The sequence below is a fragment of the Bacteroidales bacterium genome, assembly GCA_016707785.1.
Lineage (GTDB): Bacteria > Bacteroidota > Bacteroidia > Bacteroidales > UBA4417 > UBA4417.
Map to the genome: position 1 here is coordinate 186,480 of JADJGZ010000001.1, position 19,022 is coordinate 205,501.

11 protein-coding genes are annotated in these 19,022 nt (G+C 38.7%); 2 read left to right on the forward strand and 9 right to left on the reverse strand.

Annotated features, from left to right (window positions below):
* Window positions 1-219: 219 nt before the first annotated feature.
* Window positions 220-2,184 (reverse strand): DUF3857 domain-containing protein, encoded by a 1,965-nt coding sequence (locus IPH84_00775; GenBank protein MBK7171773.1) that lies wholly within the window; start codon window positions 2,182-2,184, stop codon window positions 220-222.
* A 4-nt stretch (window positions 2,185-2,188) separates the two neighbouring features.
* Window positions 2,189-4,039: a DUF3857 domain-containing protein gene (locus IPH84_00780; GenBank protein MBK7171774.1), complete on the reverse strand. Its 1,851-nt coding sequence runs from the start codon at window positions 4,037-4,039 to the stop codon at window positions 2,189-2,191.
* 580 nt (window positions 4,040-4,619) lie between these two features.
* On the opposite strand from IPH84_00780, the gene IPH84_00785 reads away from it, so the two are divergent.
* Window positions 4,620-5,855, forward strand: coding sequence for a TCR/Tet family MFS transporter (locus IPH84_00785; protein ID MBK7171775.1), 1,236 nt, complete (start codon window positions 4,620-4,622; stop codon window positions 5,853-5,855).
* A 91-nt stretch (window positions 5,856-5,946) separates the two neighbouring features.
* Here IPH84_00785 and IPH84_00790 read toward each other — a convergent pair whose 3' ends face one another.
* The 7 genes from IPH84_00790 to IPH84_00820 form a co-directional block, all read right to left on the reverse strand.
* Window positions 5,947-6,915 (reverse strand): NAD(P)-dependent alcohol dehydrogenase, encoded by a 969-nt coding sequence (locus tag IPH84_00790; GenBank protein ID MBK7171776.1) that lies wholly within the window; start codon window positions 6,913-6,915, stop codon window positions 5,947-5,949.
* Window positions 6,916-7,146: 231 nt separating this feature from the next.
* The gene (locus tag IPH84_00795; GenBank protein MBK7171777.1) at window positions 7,147-8,196 is read right to left on the reverse strand and encodes a hypothetical protein; all 1,050 of its coding nucleotides are present in this window, start codon (window positions 8,194-8,196) and stop codon (window positions 7,147-7,149) included.
* 131 nt (window positions 8,197-8,327) lie between these two features.
* Entirely contained in the window at window positions 8,328-10,349 is a 2,022-nt protein-coding gene (locus IPH84_00800) for a M48 family metalloprotease (protein MBK7171778.1), read from the reverse strand.
* Window positions 10,350-10,493: 144 nt separating this feature from the next.
* Entirely contained in the window at window positions 10,494-11,201 is a 708-nt protein-coding gene (locus IPH84_00805; protein ID MBK7171779.1) for a hypothetical protein, read from the reverse strand.
* A gap of 108 nt (window positions 11,202-11,309) precedes the next feature.
* Entirely contained in the window at window positions 11,310-12,497 is a 1,188-nt protein-coding gene (locus IPH84_00810) for an ABC transporter permease (GenBank protein ID MBK7171780.1), read from the reverse strand.
* On the reverse strand, window positions 12,484-13,422 hold the full coding sequence (locus tag IPH84_00815) for an ATP-binding cassette domain-containing protein (protein MBK7171781.1): 939 nt from the start codon (window positions 13,420-13,422) through the stop codon (window positions 12,484-12,486). Before IPH84_00815 ends, IPH84_00810 begins: the two co-directional genes overlap by 14 nt.
* 78 nt (window positions 13,423-13,500) lie before the next feature.
* Window positions 13,501-14,211 carry a DNA alkylation repair protein gene (locus tag IPH84_00820; protein MBK7171782.1) on the reverse strand — a complete coding sequence of 237 codons (711 nt, stop codon included), beginning with the start codon at window positions 14,209-14,211 and terminating at the stop codon, window positions 13,501-13,503.
* A gap of 470 nt (window positions 14,212-14,681) precedes the next feature.
* On the opposite strand from IPH84_00820, the gene IPH84_00825 reads away from it, so the two are divergent.
* Window positions 14,682-18,944 (forward strand): carboxypeptidase-like regulatory domain-containing protein, encoded by a 4,263-nt coding sequence (locus IPH84_00825; GenBank protein ID MBK7171783.1) that lies wholly within the window; start codon window positions 14,682-14,684, stop codon window positions 18,942-18,944.
* Window positions 18,945-19,022 lie beyond the last annotated feature (78 nt).

The following is a 19,022-nucleotide window of genomic DNA, read 5'->3' on the forward strand; positions in this document are numbered from 1 at the left end:
GATTTTGGGTTTTGTGATAAGATAAGTTCAATTACTCATGAGAATTTAACTGTTGACACCTAAAATGAATAATATTTAACACAGAATAATGAATGAAAAGTAAAGATTATATAGATTTTGTTTTGTGTTAGATTTGGTAACCTTTTAGGATTAACTGTGAAACGAATATTTAACACAGAATAACGAATGAAAAAGTAAGAAGCTAACAAAACAGAGATCTTAAGGCTTTTTTGCGATGACTAATTTTTCATTTCCTTTCTTTGTAATATCCTTGAAATAGGATTTTATCCTTTGGTACTCTGATGAGTAATAAATAGGATTCTTAAAGAAATATGCAAAATTGACAATCATATTGTTTCCTTCGACTTTGGCATCATAGGACAATTCAAAGAGATCATTCGAGATTGAATAAGGAGAAGGGAGGAAATCAACATCATAGCCTTCAGGTATTTCAATGATAGAATAATAATATCGCCTTTGAGGATAAATCAAATCTACCGGATAAGCCCTGTTTGGCTGTATTAGGGGATTGGTGGTCATTACTTCTTCCGGGAAAGGTGTAATGTACAGCTTATTGTTGACCTGTTCCAGTTTACCAAGGGCAGTGTATTCGATCTTGAATTTTTGCGAACGATTAATGAAATTTTCAACATGAATGGAACTATCGGGAACTAGGTACTGCTCAGTTTCAGGCTTATCGAGAAATTTTCGGACATCATTGCGGTACCTGTTTCTCATTTTCAGGGCATCATACTCAGAAAGACTAATTTTTACTTCTGAACTGAAATTACCATCCTTTATTTTCATCTGGAAACTTGTTCGTGTATCACTTACGGTGAGACTTTCAAGTCCGATCCATACTACCTGGCCTTTTCCTGTTTCCTTAATCAGTAATCCTTTATCATTGATACATCTGGGGGGAATTCTATCGTTCTGAAGTAAGACTTCTGTGGCATCTGACAACACGGTTTTACCCTCAATTGTAGCTGCTATTACAACATAGTCGAAGAAATGCAGAAAAGGGAAATCACTTTTTATTCTGCCATTCTCGCGTGTGCTCACAAGCAGGGGATAGGCTTCAATCCCGGCTGCGTTTAAAAGTCCGACTGTGAATAAGTTGATCTCCGCTGAATTTCCAAATTTGTCCTTTACCAGTTCAGAAACAGATTTTCTTGCATACTTGCTCTTGGTCTTATTCCAGTTGAAATTTGCCTTAACAAAGCTGATAATCGTGTCAAACCTGGTTTGAGGTGAAAGGGTCATGAGTACAGGTAGATTAAACAAATCGTCTGCCTCCTTTTCACTCTTTTTTGCAAATTTCCCAAAATCATTATTCTTTAGGAGGTCTTTGATCATTTCCGGCCATGTGGTCAGTATTTGTAGTGAGCCACCTGAGGGATAATTAATTTTGTCGAGCTGGAAATCTATCTTCATTACATAATCGTTGTATGAAGTGATGAATTCCTCATCCCCGAATGCTGCCACGTTTTTCATCACATACTTGTGAACAAGATTATAGTAGCTGACACTTCCCAGCTGGCGGGCATTGCCAGGTTCCTGGAAAGAATTTTGTTGGGTAAACTTAGTGGCACCTTGTAAAATCCATGAATATTCGTAGAAAGGAATCATCTTTACCTGGTATTCACTGTAAACAACAGGGATTCTCCATTGAAACTCCCAATCTCTCAGATTAAAAAGGTATTGAGAACGTATTGAATATCGCAACTCAATTACAGATCCGTCCTTAACATCCGGCATGGCAAATTTCCTGGAATACCAGAATTCATTTACTTTTTCATCATGATAATCTTCCTTATTCAGCTCTGTGACCTGGCGTTTCCCATTTTCAACATTATAAGTGAAAGCTTTTAGATCAAATATTTTCTCAAATATGTTCCCTTCCCGATAAAATGGAATTTCAATTTCTGCCCATCGAATTCCGGTCTGATTAAGGATTTTAATTCGGGTAGTTCTTTCAAAAAGAACTTCAAAGCCATCATCTGTATGAATGAATTCAGATTTCCCCAGGTCATATAATACAACAGCACCGGCAGATTTATCCAATGCATAAGTTGTCATTTCGAGCTCCTCTCCCGGGATTTTACCAAATTCCCTGGGAGAATCCTGCGCATTTATGGATGAGATATACAAAATAAAAATGAAAAGAAAACTGAAGCATCTCATGCAATCAGGGTTTTTGAAGTACGATATGTGCTGAATTTTCATAGGAAATTATTTTTGTAATGAACTCATAGAATGCTTTATAGGAACTCCTGGGGTAATTACCCTGGTTGAGTAGGAAGGTCTTGATAACTCTTAAATTACCCTCCTGATAATTATATGAGAGGCCATATTCGCCAAATTCCGATTCCATTAAAATATTATCCGGTATAGGTGGCTGATTGCGATGTGGCGGCAAAGCATAGTAGAGAGTATCAGTTTTATATATTGGAAAATCAATCTGAAGTGGTAACCTGCGTTTCTCATTTTTTTCAGGCATCTGAATTTCGAAGGGTATAAGGTTTACCAGGATATCCTTGCCATAGTATTTGAAAATCTCGTCAGTGATGGCATTCGCTTTTAATTGAATGAATGTGCTATCCCGAGGTTGAACCATAAGTTGAAAGGTATCCAGTTGAAGCTTTATTCCATTGAATCTTTTTCTCAACTCCTTTTCCAATATATTCTCAGGGACAAATTTTTTATAATTCAGTAATTCAGTGTATTCGTTCCCTCTGTATATGTTATCAATTCCAACTGTTGTAATATTACCTTCTTCCTGGTAACTGACATGAAAAGTCCTGCTATTGAGCACCTCAAAAGGTTGTAAAGCCGGGATCCTGCTTAAAAAGCTCCTATTTCCATTCACTACTAGTACATCTCGGTTTTGGATAAAAGTGCCTTGATAATCAAACGCTTCAATACTGGTACAGTCAAGCCACAGTGTATCCTGTTCAATCGGGACACATAAAATGATATGGTTAAATTGCTGAGAAGGGAATGAACGGTCCAAAGGTTCAATTTCTGTTCCTGCATTTATCTTCGTGTAGAATGACGGGATTCCAACTTCATCAAGGATTGCTCTGAAATAAACAGAAAGTGCTTTACAATCTCCATATTTCTTTTTGGCAACATAGGAAGCAGGATAGGGTTTGAATCCGCCGGTCTTAATGCTGATATTGATATACCTTGTTTCATCCTGAAGGAAATGATACAGTTTCCGGATAATCGCTTTTTTATCCGTCATATTCATAACTAACTGATGGATTCTAAAGATTTCATCCTCTGGAAGGTCATTAAGGTCTTTAAGCAATGAGGCTTGCCATCTGCCGAAAAACTGCCAGTTTTCAGAAGACCCGGATTCTTCATAGGTAAATTTCAAGGGCATTATACTCACCTGGGGTTGAAATCGTGCAGCAGAAGGAGCATATTTCTCTTCTTCCAATTTACCGGAATAGGACGCTCTCCAGTGATAGATCGTGCTATTCTTCAGGCTATCCACCCTGAAGGAATCAGTATTATGATGGATGTACGCAATTTTAAAGTCAACAGGAAGATCAACTTTAAGTAAAGCAAGTCGGGTCGGAACATCATTGCTGAGCACCGGGGTCCATTCTTCCAGTTGCAGGAATTCCTTCTGGACGTAAGTATATGAATATCGCAGTCTATAAGGATAAATGTTATGCTTAAGAGTAAATTCCTTAATAAAATGATCTTCATATAATGAGATTTCAGAGATATTACTCCGTTCAGTAATATCACTCTTACTCAGCTTTTTGATGGTTTTTCCCAGGGTATCTGTAATTGATGCCTGTATGTCCGTAATCTTTACCATCCTTGAATATGGAATCTGAACCTTGGTAAATCGTTCTCCAGCCCGGTTATTTACCTGGATTTCAAAGGCTTCATCATGCAAAAGATATACATCATCAAAATGAATGGAGGTTTCCTGCCGGATTAATTCTGCCGGAAATTCCTGGCCATGAGAATAAAGTGAGATCCAACAAAACAAGAAAATGGATAATATCAAACGATCCATAGAAAAAATGAAATTATTTACAAGAAACGAATGTACATTAATTTGTCAATTCGACAATTCGACAATTCGACAATTTTAAATTTGAAAATTTGAAAATTTGAAAATGAAAGATGGTGCATTCTACTTTATCTGTCGTTCAAAATGACATTAGTCGACTTCAGACCTTCACTCTAGCTCACTTTAGTTAAATCCAGTTGCTTTAGTTCACTTTAGCTCACTCTAGTTCACTCTAGTTCACTTTAGCTCACTCTAGTTCACTTTAGCTCACTTTAGCTCACTTTAGTTCACTTTAGCTCACTCTAGTTCACTTTAGCTCACTTTAGTTCACTCTAGCTCACTCTAGCTCACTTTATTTCCCTTTAGAATACCGGTTAAACTTTTGACTTCCTGGATTGTTTTTAAATGATATTCATGCTGAGAAACCTGAATCATTCTTTCAACAGCTAAATTCGTCTTTTTACTGAATTTAGGTTTCATGTTTGGAAGACTTGATTTTACTTTGTCATGTCTTTTTATGTGCATAATGAAGCAGTTATAAATTAAGATTCAGAATTGTAGAATAATATTGTTTGGAATTGTCATGTTAAATAATCGTAAGCCCGCACTGGGATTTATTTTTATAACCCTTTTATTGGATGTAATTGGTTTTGGTATTATTATTCCGGTGATACCGAAGTATATTAGTCATCTCCTTGGCAGTGACCTTAGCAATGCCTCTATCTATAGCGGATGGCTGATGTTTTCCTTTTCCATCATGCAATTCATTTTCGCCCCGATACTGGGAGGACTCAGTGATCGCTACGGGCGCAGGCCTGTGCTGTTGGTTTCTTTATTCGGGTTTGGATTGAACTATATCCTTCTGGCTTTTGCACCTAGCATTGGCTGGCTGTTCCTGGGACGAATCCTTGCAGGTATCTGTGGGGCAAGTTTTACTACGGCTTCAGCTTATGTGGCCGATATCAGTTCTCCTGAAAAAAGGACACAAAATTTTGGACTTATTGGTGCTGCCTTTGGGCTGGGATTTATCATTGGGCCTGTCCTTGGTGGTGTTTTAGGGCAATACGGAATGCGATTGCCATTCATTGTAGCTGCAGGACTTACATTTCTTAATTGGATTTACGGATATTTCGTTCTGCCCGAATCACTTGACAAGTCCAACAGGCGACCATTTGATTTAAAACGGGCCAATCCTTTGGGAGCCTTAATGCATTTACGCAAATATCCCGTAATCTCAGGAATGATAGGCTCTCTGATCTTTGTTTATATTGCTGGATTTGCAACTCAGAGCACCTGGACCTTCTTTACTATGGAAGCTTTTCACTGGAATGAAGCACAGGTAGGGTATTCACTTGGACTTGTCGGATTGTTGATGGCGATTGTTCAGGGAGGACTCACAAGAGTGCTGAACCCGAGGCTGGGAAATATAAATTCTATCTATGTGGGACTGGGGTTTTATTTTGTTGGGATGTTGCTTATATCCTTAGCCCCTGAAGCATGGATGTTATATTTCATCATGATACCTTTAAGTCTGGGTGGAATTGCCAATCCTGCCTTGCAAAGTATCATATCAAACCAGGTACCTTCCAATGAGCAGGGTGAACTTCAGGGAGCATTAACCAGCCTGATGAGTGTAACCTCCATCATTGGCCCGGTGTTGATGACCGGATTGTTTTCTTATTTTACCACCAAAAACGCCCCGATTTACTTTCCGGGAGCACCTTTTATGATGGCAGCCATCCTGATAGTTTTAAGTGCGCTTTTTGCCATCCGAACTTTGACATCACTCCGGCATAAAACGAAAAATATCAATCCTTGAAAACGAGCTTAAGATTCAATATCTTAATAATCAGATATTTGATCTAAGCTAAAGATATGGGACGAAAATGAAAGTTCCGGGTGAAAATCAGTTAGGGTTGATAGACTTTTAATACCACATTGCCAGTTTTCTGCCCGCTTTCAACATAGCGATAGGCTTCAACAATTTCTTCCAAAGTATAATAACGGTCAATCACAGGCCTGAATTCACCTTTTTCAGCTAGTTCTTTTAGAAAAATGAGATCCTGGGTATTGATGGAAGGCATAGGAAACAAGACCTTCTTCTTGCCCAACAATGGAGTATAAAGCGCCAGGAAAATATTCTCCCAGTTTTTTCCAAGTTCCGTCGAAATATAGATACCCTTGTCTTTCAGAATGGGTTTGCATCTTCCGAATGAACTTTTACCCACCGCGTCGAAAACAAAATCATAACGCTCACTGGTAAGGGTATAATCCTCTTTCATATAATCAATTACAACATCAGCTCCGAGCGACCTGATGAGTTCAATGTTTTTGGTATTACATACAGCCGTAACCCTGGTACCGAAATGTTTCAGCAACTGCACAGCTGCCGATCCAATTGCACCTGTTGCGCCATAAACCATCACATTCTGACCGGCGGTAACCTTTGCGGCCCTAATATCAGTGAGCGCATAATGACCACCTTCTGTAAGGCAGGCAGCCTGTTCAAAACTCAAGTTTTTAGGCATATGCACAATAGCTTCATTTTCATGCATCAACATATACTCAGCATGAGCTCCAAACCTGATATCGTTGTATCCAAAAACTTTGTCGCCGGTTTTAAACAGGCTTACGTTCTCACCAATGGCTTCAATAGTTCCGGCGAACTCATTTCCAAGGGTTTGATGTTTTGGACGGAAAATGCCGCTGAACAACCTTGAGATGACATATTCAGCACTTCTGAAGCCACTATCAGTGCGATTTACCGTGGCAGCATACACTTTAACCAACACCTCATTTTCTTTAGGTTGCGGCTTTTCAACCTCCATAAGTTTTGCTACTTCCGGGGGGCCATACCGGGTGTGTATAATGGCTTTCATAGGACATTTTGTTTTAAACTTTCAAAAGTTTAGTGATTAAGCTCTTTACCTAAATTAAGAGATTGTCTAAGAATGCAAATTTTAGAATGCGGGCAGCCGGTTGGTTTCAAGTAACTGTTTAAAATTATTAAAATTTAGTCATCCGCCTGAGGCGGACAGAATTCAGTATTCAGGAATCTGCCCGACTGATAAACTGAGTTTTTTAAGCTGGATATCTAACGGTCTGGCAGGTCAGAATAGAAAAAATGGAACTATTAATTTGAAAACTATTCTGGATTCTGGCTTCTCAAAGAATAGCATTCTTGGACAATTTCTTAGTATGTTAACATAATATTTTATTGTCCTCTTAAAGCTTTGAAACACTGCTTTAATATCCTTTAAAGATTCAGGACGATTCGTAGGATAGGTGCCAACCAGCAAGTAATAACCTCCGTTTTCCCCAAACAGGATCAATTGGCAGATATCCTCATTTGTCAGGGTGCTTCTCCCATAAATTTCCAGACCATCAAGGCCATCGAGGGTGCTTTCTACGATTCCTCTTTCTTTTAGCCATTCAAATTTCTGAGGATACTTGCCTAAACGGGAAATACTAAAGATATTACGATCAGGTATTGGTTGGTTACTATATGATTTATCGGTAATTAACATGGTCTTATCAGCAGAACGGGTAGGAGTGAGGCCATCCCTGTTGAAGAGCATTCCATTTCCCATCACTCCGACAAATATAAATTGTCCTGCTTTTTCATAAAGACTGTAATCCAATTCATTGCGTGGATCAATCTTGAGGGAAGTGTCAATCGATAAGGTAAGAAGACTTTGCCTGATAAGTTCCCCGGTTGCGACCGAATCTCTTGGATAAACGCCATTGATAATCAGTGATGAGTTAGATTGTGAGGTGAGAATCACAATTTTTGAGAAGTTGGTAGAACTTGAGGACTGGTTAATCTCCATCCAACTGGCTGGTTGTCCACTGATAAGCTTTTCTTCTTTTTTATTCAATTTCATGCCACTACTGGCAAGCTTTTCAGCACTAAATCCTTTTGCAACTTCAGAGTACTGACCAGGGATTTCAGTAATCATAATCATACATGACGGATCCCCGGGATGTTTAAAACCTTTAAATTCTGTGCTTTCAACAAAACCAAGCGGCGGAACCATGGAAACCTTTGTGCCTTTTATGAGGATGGTATTCTCCTGAAATTGATTTAACTGGCCGGGATTCTGCCCGTTTAATACCCAGGCAGAGATCATTAAAAAAAGAAATATACAGGTTTTCTTCATGGAAAATCAGTTGGTTTGATTAGCAATAAAATATTCTTAATCAGTGAATTCACTGCATTCAGATGAGGGTAATAAGTCCGAAATGTCTGACTTATTGCACGAAAGTAAGAAAAATATACTATTTCGTTAATTTATTGCTGACTACCCCCCAGTTCTTCCATCAGGATCAGCAAGTCCTTCTTGTATTTCATGTAGGCCCGGTTCAATATCCATTCATAAGAATTTAAACTACTAAAGAGAACATTTAACGCTCCCTCTTCATACTGATTCCCTGTAAAGTACTGCCATTCCTTTGAAGTATAATCAGTGAAAGTCTTTCGTAAATCTTCGGTGATCAGAGACTGGAAGTATTCTTCTTCCATTAGTGTTCTGATTTGCAGTTTTAACTCTTCCTCGGCATAACTTAAGGTAATGAGGTTTACACGAATGGTATCAAATGGAGTGGTTACATAGATAAATTCTGATAATTTCTTCACCTTGATGCAGATCTTGATCTTATCTTCATAGGCAAGATCAAAAGCTTTATAGTTCTCAACTTTTTCCAGGTACTCTGTTTCTCTTCCCTTTTCCCGGGATTTTTGGAGGAAGTAATGATAGATTGTAAGGTCATGTTCCTCTATTCTTTCCTTTAATTCTATCAGTTCTTCTTCCAATTCCTTGATTAAGGGATTACAGTCTTTATGCCGATATTTTTTCCCATCAAAGTCAAATGACCTGACCTCTGAATCAGGCAATCCAATTTGTCGGAGCGTTGCAATATCTGCTTCCAGTGAGTTGATCGTATATACAATATCCACTACTTCATCACTGAACAGATCCTTAGCATCGGAAATATTACTGTCAGTTATTTCAAGCTGATCTGTACTGAACAGCCCGGGGTTTTTATTGTCGTAATAAGAATTAAAGAAGGCCGAAAAGGATATTTCCTGAAAATTTGTTACATATTCATGTTCAAAACTCCGGGTCTCCAGGTCTGTTACTTCTTTTTCATATTTTACTTCGCTGAAGACATACTCCGTAAGCATTTGCTGGGTTTCTTCAGGATTTTTGAAAAGAAGGCTTGCTTTGGCTGTATCATTGTTTTTCAAAGGAATACTCAACTGCTGGAGTTTTTGAATCCTTTCCTTCAGACTTGGATGGGAAGCCCATTGGTCTTTGATGAAAAGCCTTGATTTATTATACCTTCCCAGGTCATCCAACCTTATAGTTGGGAGGTTATTCTCAACCGGAACATTGTTAAGTCCTGCCTGGAATACCATCACAAATTGCTGTTGCGGGTACACATTTTTTGTTCTGACACATTCAGGGATCCTGGTAGAATAGAAATCAAGGATAATATTGTATGAATAGGAAGCAAGATCCAGTCTCAGGAGCGAGGAAATCAGTGGTTCATGTCCTGTAACATTAGCAGCCACCTCATCAGCGTGGAATTCCATCTCCCTGGATAAGCTCAGATAGTTGAGATTCACGATTTTATATACTTTCCGCAGTACCCATTGAATTCCTTGCACGATCTTTACTGCCAGGCCGACAAAAAAGGCAAGTGTATTATTAACGCTTCCCCATTTCCCTGCCAGAATTTCAAAGGAGCTATTCTCATTCAAAAGGTTATAAATGATCTGGTTCACATAATACACATAGCTCCCTACCTTCATGCTGCGTTGTGAGAAATGGCCAAATTCATGGGAAAGGATCGCTTTTAATTCAGTTATGGTAACTGCATTCACAAGCCCATAACCAATCTGGAGATTTTTCCGTACCGGCAATATCATGCTCCAGAAACTGGAATCATAGAACACTGAAGCATTTACCTCGGAAGAAATATAAACTTTCTTGGGGAACTGTGAATTTACCTCCTTTACGATTTCCTCAATGAAGGCAAAAAGTGCAGGCTCCTGTTGCCAGGTGATCTCTACCAGGTTTGAACGATCAACTACATGTTTCTTGGCGATAAATTTAAACAGGAAAATAGTCACTAAAACCCCAATACTGATAAGTCCGGCACCTAATATAAGTGTCAAAAAGGAGGGATGTAAAGTGATTAGCATGATACCTAAATAGCTTGTTGCAAAAGTGAGCGCAAGTGCTGAAGCTATCATCAGAATGTAGGTTCCGATAAACAGGAGAATAGACAGGATGGACTTGACTGCCATCATTTTAAAACTGGCAGAAGATTGAATGTGGTGCTGTTGCATGCTGTTGTTTTGTTGTGATGATATTAGAAAGAAAATAGGGATTCGATTATTGTGGTTGTAGTATTATTGATTGTTTTCACGAAAGCTGAAAAACCGGATTAGTTAAAAAGTTATCAATACATGTTGGGTATAATCATGTGATAAATTATACTCCAGGGATTGTGTACTATAAACAGGATCTCCCTGTATCATCCTCTTCGTGATAACATCCATCTTCAGGGTATGATTCAGATCAAAAAAATATTCCCTGTTGAGACTAAAACTATTAGGGTCCAATCCTTCGTTAACCAGTATTTCTTTTGTAACCCACTCCCTTTGCCCTGGTAAGGAATTGGGCATGTTATAATAAAAGATCACCGAAAGCTCATCTCCGTCAGCCGGGTCATTATTAACAGCAGAAAACACCAATTTTGCAGATTTGCCAATGAAAATGGTATCTGTGTTTAATTGCGGAACCACCATTGTGGCCAGAACTCCCGGCTCAAGAACCTGTAAGTATCCGGGTTTATTCACCCTTAACTTATAAATTTGACGGTTCTCATTGTCTATGCTGAAACTGTAACGTCCGCTCAGATTGGTCTTTACTGAGTCAATTTGTTCCTGGACAAAGTATGCACTATCCATCACATTGATACCACTGCCGGTATGCAACACTACTGAGGTATTAGGAAAAGCATCCTGGTTGAAAAAATCGATTACCATTCCATCAAATCGCAGAAGCTGGTCCTCAGATTCATCTTTCTTACAGGAACTCAATAAAATAAATCCGAACAAGAGGAAAGTAATATACTTTTTAAAAGTCAAAACCATTTGGTGCATGTATTAACAGGCGAATATAACAAACTATCATGACCAATAAACATGGACAAAGAATCGTATCCAGACAATTTAGATAACTTCTCACAGGTTCAGACCTGGTTAAATTCTTTCCCTTGATAACAGGATGATCTCCTTCCAGCTGGGTTCTTTACCGCTGATAAGTACCGATACATGGAATATTTTAGCGGCAAGCTTCCTGAAGAAATAAAATGTACCGATCAGGACCAGAAATGAGCCGCAAACTTCAAGGGCTGATACTTCTGTGATGGCCCAACGTATAGGCATTGCAGATGCTGATGTGAGCGGGAACCAGGAAAGGAATATTGAAAATCCACTATCCGGTTCTTTAATCACCAGAAATGCAGTTAGTACAAACAATAACGGGAGCAACATCAAGGAACTCTTGCCTGAATTATTGGGATCAGTTATTACAGAAGCAACACTTGCCATGAAGGCATTCCAAATGAGTATGCCGATTAAAGTGAATACAAAATAGAGCAGGATAGAAGGCAAATGCAAATAGGGCAGGATAGAGGATACAGGAGTCCCGGAAAACTGGAAGAAGAGAATTCCCCCTAAAGCACCTATCACAGAATAAGTAAGCATAGAAGAAAGGCCTGTGAGAGCAATTCCAAGTATTTTACCGTCCATCCAGACTTGTGGTTTTATAGCAGAAATAATCTGTTCAGTAATCTTTAGCTGTTTCTCTCCGGTGATGGCTGTAAACTGGTAAGTAAAGCTGAGAAAAACGGCCATAATCATTAGCCCGGCGAAAAAGTAAGCAAGGGTCTTCCTGTCATGTGTCTTAGGGTCAATAAAGTAAGATTCCTTAACTTCAGGTGCTTTGAGTATCCTTTGAAGAGTTTCCGGAGGAAGCCCTGCTTTATTCCTATTGATCTCCATGCTGTACTCATCAAGAGTTGCCTTAATCTGCTTCATTTTCCCGGGTTTATTCCACGATTGCAAAACAAAGCCTTCCCCATCCTGAGCCAGGTAAATGCCCTTCTTCAATTTCTTTATATTATCGATATAAGGCTGATATTCAGAGGAAGCAAGGGTTTTCACTTCAAATGAAGTTGATAACATTCTGATCAGTAAGGTATCTGTATCTTGTAACATGGCAATTTCTGGTTTTTCCTTCGAACCGGATAAGGCATATTTGCTTACAAAATAACTCAGACTAAAAACGATGATCATAATGATGATGCCAAGAAGCTCATTCTTCAGCTTGTAAAATCTGCGGTATTCCCACATGGTGACCGTCAGAACTTGCTTATAATATCTCATTGTTGTTGTTTTTTACTAGATTGAGAAATATGTCATGCAGACTGCTTGAAAAACTCCTGATCTGGGTAATTCCTTCCATTTTTGATAATGCAGCCAATGAGCGGTTAATTTCAATGCCGGCCTTCAGGATAATTCTTGCCTGCTGTTCATTAATGATTTCTATTTCCATGGCTTCTTCCATGGACTTGAGCTGAGCCATTGGAACACTAGATGAATAGCTGATTTCCAAAATATTCTGTTGACCATGTTGTTTGTAGATATCACTCAAACTGCCATTGAAAATCTCTTTACCCTGGTGAATAAGAAAGATTTTATTTGCAACCTTTTCAACCAGTGGCATTTGGTGAGCACTTAACAGAATAGTAGTACCACCCCTGTTAATTTCCTTCATAAAGTCAATAAATTTCTCCTGGTTCAGGGGATCAAGGCCTGAAAATGGCTCATCAAGTATTGCAAATGCGGGTTTGTGCAGAATGGAAGCTATGAACTGAACACGCTGCTGGTTTCCTTTCGATAATGTCTGAAGTTTATCCTTTGCCCTATCGGCTAATTCCATTCTTTCAAGCCATTCCATAGCAGAAGTTTTTGCCTTGGCAGGCTCCATCCCCCTAATAGAAGCCAGGTAGATCAATGATCGGATGATAGGGATGTCGGTATATAACCCTCTTTCCTCTGGCAGATATCCAATGCTTGCAGCAGCAGGAGTATTTCCATTCATTCCCGGAAGCCGCCATTCTATCGTTCCCTGGTCGGCCCTGATAATATCAAGGATTATGCGGAGAGTGGTTGTTTTTCCTGCACCATTCGGACCCAGAAAAGCAAAGATATCTCCTTCTTCAACATTGAAGGAAATATGATCAACAGCAAGTACATTCTTAAACTCTTTTACAAGGGATTGTACCTGGAGAACTTGGTTATTAGCCATAAGGTTATTCTCATTTAAAATACTTAAAACAATTTATTCATCAAAATGGTTGCCTTGGATCTTTTACCGGAGTTCAGCTTATGATTTCGCCATTGCCTTTGCCTTCAATTCTGCCGGCATCTTTTCAATGGCATATCGTAATGCGGTCCGTGGCATCACTGCTTTGTGTTTCATTACAAAGTTAAATACTTCAGACTGATGGGCCTGGCTGGCAGATTTCAACATCCATCCATATCCTTTCTGAACCATATCGTCAGAATCGAGCAACAAGATTGATGCTATTTCAAATATCTCATCCAGGAAAAGTCCTTTCCTTGCCGGAATGATAAGGGATACTGAAGCTGCGCGACGTGTCCAACGATTGGAGGATAAAGTCCAGGCTTTCAGACGGGAAATCAATTCAGGGTGTTGCTCAACTATAGTCCCGATTGTATGATTGCAAAGGGTGTCGCAACTGGCCCAGTTATTTACATGCTTCTCTACCCATGATTCAAAAATGGAAAAATCAGATGCATCATAGTCTTTGTGAATAAAATAAGACCAATTGCAGGCAATAAATGAATCCTCAAGATACCCTGTTGCCCAAAGTTGTGAGCAAAGGTTTAATATCTCCCTTTTAGGCAAATGCTTAACAAGTTTGAAGTGCTCTTTCGCAATCTTACCCACCAAGGGTACTTTTACCCCATAAGTGAGAATTTTCTCCTTGAAAAAATGCTGACTTGTTTTAATGGTTTTCTCATCACTGCTGCGGATAAGTTCCTGCTGGATGGACTGGATGATATCGGTCATGATGGGGTATGGATCAGATGATAAAATTATGGATTTGTTTTATTTCCTATTGATGGTGGAGAAAATGAAAAATGGATAATGCAAAATGCAGAGTGCAAAACGAAAAGAGCAAAATGAAAAATACAAAAAGTGCAAAATGAAATAGGCAAAGTGAGCCGAAAGCTTCCCTTTGGGGTAAAATGAAAAATCCATCCGCCAGCTGGCGCACCAAAATCTAAAATCCAAAATCCAAAATCCAAAATAAGCCGAAGACTCCCCTTTGGGGCAAAATGCAAAATGAACCCTGGGCTCACCTTCGGGGCAAAATGGAAAATTAGAATCAATACTGTTAGTTATTGATGAGGTAATGGAAAAAACAATGAAATCTGCATTTGCAAAAACCTATTTAAACTATATTAGCTAGTCAATCTCAATAAAATAATTGGGAGTTTCACCACTAATGATTTATTAAAATTCTAATTATGATCAACATGTCTCATAGATATTTCACCTTATTTTTTTTGTTTGTATTGCTGTTTACTAGCAGCTTCAGTCTGGCTCAGCAGAAGGATCTGATAAAAAGCCGACATTCCTCATATTATGGCTATATATTCAAGCTTACAGATGCTGAAGCAAAGAAAATATTACGAAAAGGAATAGATTGTGTAGACCGCTCATTTTTACACACTCTTGTTGATTCGGTACCGCCTGATTTAGATATCGAAGATCTTAATCTCACTTCAGGAAACTTCCTTGAAGTCGAAGCTGTTCGAAACCGTCTTGAGTTCAATTACTTTTTCATTGCTGATTATTCAGTTCATATTCATAATAATAGCCAGGATTTATGTGTGAGTATTCTCGATTCAATGGGTCAGCCGTTATCAGATGCAATCATAAAAATAAAGCACAAAACGCTCAAATTTGATGCGCTGACTCAGACATATTATCTCAGGAAAACTGAAAAAGAGGGGATCCTTTCTGTAACAAGGGCAGGTGTTTCAAGCTATTATAGGATTACTGATCAAAGAGAAACAGAACTTTTTAAACGAATTTATATAGAGACGATAAATTCGAGCCCATTAAGGTATTTATACAGACCTGCATATAGCCTTGTTACCCTGCCTTACTATGGAGTCAGAAGCCTGATTAAAGGAAGAAATTACAATCCTTCATGGAGGTACTTCAGAAGTCTAAGATATAGGATATTTGATGTATTTAGTCCGGGGAGAAATGGCTACAATCAATACTATAGATCTAAATATCAGGGATATATGGTTTTAAATAAGCCCATGTTCCGTCCTTTGGATACAATAAAAATGAAATCATTTGTCGTAATGACTCAGAATGGTTTGCCCTATGATGAACCTTCCTGGTTATACCTGCAAAAACGATGGGGTTATAGTGGTGATTATGGCATTTTTCTTGGGAAACTATATCCGGTGAAACCCGGGGCATTTGTTTTTGATTTTGTTTTGAACGATTCCCTGAAAATGATACTTGATAAGGAGTATATGCTGGTATTGAACACAGAAAAGGACTTTGGAGAGAGAATTTCGTCCTGTACTTTCTTATATGAAGACTATGAACTGAAACGAAATAAAATCGAAGTAAGTGTGCCTTACAACATGCAATATAATGGAGTGCCTTTTTCGATCAATGTCACAGCAAAAGATGACAATGGGATGCCCTTACCGGATTGCCGTGTCGAACTCGAATTACTGACAAAAGATATCAGCAAATATTATGATAACAGACTTTTCGTTCCGGACAAACTTTGGGAACATACACAAACACTCGAAAATGGGAAAGCTTCCATTCTGATCCCTGACAGCATTTTTGGGAAATTGAAACTTACCTATCAATTGAAAACCAGGCTTTTTTCTGGAGATAATGAAAAAACAGAATGGGATACCCTTGTTACCTATGATTACAAATCTGAACACCTGAAAATTGAATTGATTGGCGACAGTATTCGGTTTTCAGCTCAAGAGTCAGGTTTGAATAAAGAAATAGCAGCTGAAATCAGCGGATGGAATGAAGAGTATGATGAATTATTTTCCAGGGAAGTAAGTTTACCACATACTGAACTGATTGATCGTTTGTGCTATGAATATGAACTGGATGCTAAAGGGCTTGATAGTGAATCCATAGATATGACTGAAGAATCGCCCCTTATCGAATTTTTCACTCAAAGGACCTCCGATTCTGTTTTTATTCAAACTTCGAATCCCCGGAATCTGCCATTTTCCTGGTTCCTTTACCAGGGTAACAAACTTGTGGATAAAGGCTATGATAAACAATTGGAATACTGGCAAGTAAGTAAGAACACAGACAATTTTCTCCTAAGCGTACATTATATATGGGCTGGAAAAGCAGAGAAAAAAGTGATTGGAATCACACGAAATGAGAATCTCCTGGACATTCGTGTTAACCAACCTAATAAGGTTTATCCAGGACAGAAAGCAGAAATAGAAATTACAGTGAAGGATTCTAAAGGAAAACCGGTACCTGGAGTCGACCTGTGTTGTTATGGAATAACAAGCAAGTTTCACTCAGAAAACCCAATAATTCCTGTGTTCATGTCAGAAGCAAAATCACTGAAATTTTATAACTCGTTCAAAATTTTAAACGAAGAAGATGACGATGTAGAATTCTATTCCACTGGTAGTATGCATCTGGATTTTAAATACTTCAGAAATCAGTTTGGGCTTGATACAATTGAGTATTATCATTTTCTGTATCCGGGTGAAAAAATATATACTTATACATATCCTGCTGAAAATGAGATTACTCAGGTAGCGCCTTTTATTATTGAAAAAGGAGAAATCCTGCCCATTAAGGTATTATACATTGATGAAAGACCTTTCTATTTTAACTGGGTTGATAATCCAGGGCCCTATTCATTCCGTATATCTCCTGGCAAGCATCATTTTCGGTTTTTGCTTGGTAATAAAGAAATTAAGCTTAGTGAACATTTAGAATGCAAGGCTGGAATGAAAACCATTTTCTCATTCAGCGAAGAAGTTGAAGCAAAGTATGTTCTTTCAAAACCCAGAACCCGGAATTTCACCTTTGAGGAAATACAAAATCTGTCGAAATATGTCCTGGCATACAGGGGCTTTTCAGTACCAGGATATAACACCTACCTGGAACAAGGGTTTCGGATTTTCCCGTTAACTGATGCATCGAAAAAAAGAGTACTGGTAGGACCTGTGGATGAGTCTTTCACACGTTTTCGGATGCCAGGCTATATGGAACATGGGTTTAACCATGAACCAGGATTTGAGTATGAGTTTTTATCAGGCCTGATTAAAATGCGTTCGGTTGCACCTTTGGAATTATTGAAGTATTCAACCAATTGTAAAACTCAAATCGGTGACCAGGTCTATTCATGGTGGCGGCAACAATCGGATGAAAAGGCCCTGATTAATAAAATGCGAAGAGAATATACCTATGATGGAGATATCCGGAATTCGAAGGGTAGCTGCTTGCTAAAGATCGAACTGGAACAAAGTTTCCTCAAGAAATTTTCGGAGCCCTTAAATATGTTATTGATAAATTGCGATTCAACAACCGGGAATATATTTCTGAATGGTAATACTAAACAATTCAAGCAATTGCAACCTGCCAGGTATTGTATCATGATCATCATGGAAGATGAAAGTTATTTCTTCTCAGATACCATCCAGTTAAAAAAGGGAGGTGAAAACTTCCTGAGAATTCTTACACCTGATAACTTCAAACGTGACAAAACCGGGGAAGCGATTTCAACTGCTATCCTCCAGGGAATCAGAGTACATTCAGATAAAAATACCCTTGGTCAGCAGAATTATTTCAGGAGTATGCTGGAAGAGAGCAGGAATTCTCCCGGAGGCGGAACGAAATGCCGGGGAGTTGTAATTGATAAGGACACCCATGACCCAATTCCTTTTGCAAACATTTTGATAACCGGGACAAAAAATGGGACCTGTTCTGACATGGAAGGCAGATTTGAATTAAACCTTCCTTTTGAATACTCTACGTTAACAATTGCATATGTAGGCTATACCCCCTGTACCATACCAATTGTTACAAGTTCACCTATGGTAATCAATCTCAAAGCCTCATCCACCAACCTGGAAGCGGTTGTGGTCACTGCAATGGGAATATCAAAAACCAGCAAATCTTATGCATACTCTACTGTTGAATATATTGATGGTATTCAAGTAAGGGGATCAAGTTCAATTGATTCTGATGTAATAGCTGGATTGTCTGGTAGAGTTGCCGGAGTTAATATTGAAATGAGTGAGTATACATTTCCTGGAAGTATTCCGGATATTGAATATCCATCAACTCCCGCAGAACTCTCCCTTGATAATACTTTAAATGTGCTTTCAGGTTATAATTCGTCCATGAGGAGTAATTTCTCCGATTGTGCCTACTGGAAACCAGTTCTTACCACTGATATTGATGGTAAAGCTAAATTCTCTGTTACTTATCCTGATGATATTACCAAATGGAGCACTTATGTAATGGCTATGGATGGGAAAAGGCATTCAGGGATCCATGTGAAATATGTTGCTTCATTCAAGCCTTTATTGGCCCAATTATACCTTCCCCGCTTCCTGGTTAGGGGTGATACTGCAACAGTAGTAGGGACGGTCGCAAACTATCTGCAGGATAGTATCCCATTAACCACAACTTTTGAACTGAATGGGATTAAGTCGGGCGGACAAACAACCTGTTGCATAGCCTCATTAAAAGATACGCTGTAGCTAAGCTGTGGAAATGCTGATACCCTCGAAGTTAAATATTCACTGCATAAAGAGGATGGATATTTTGATGGGGAAATC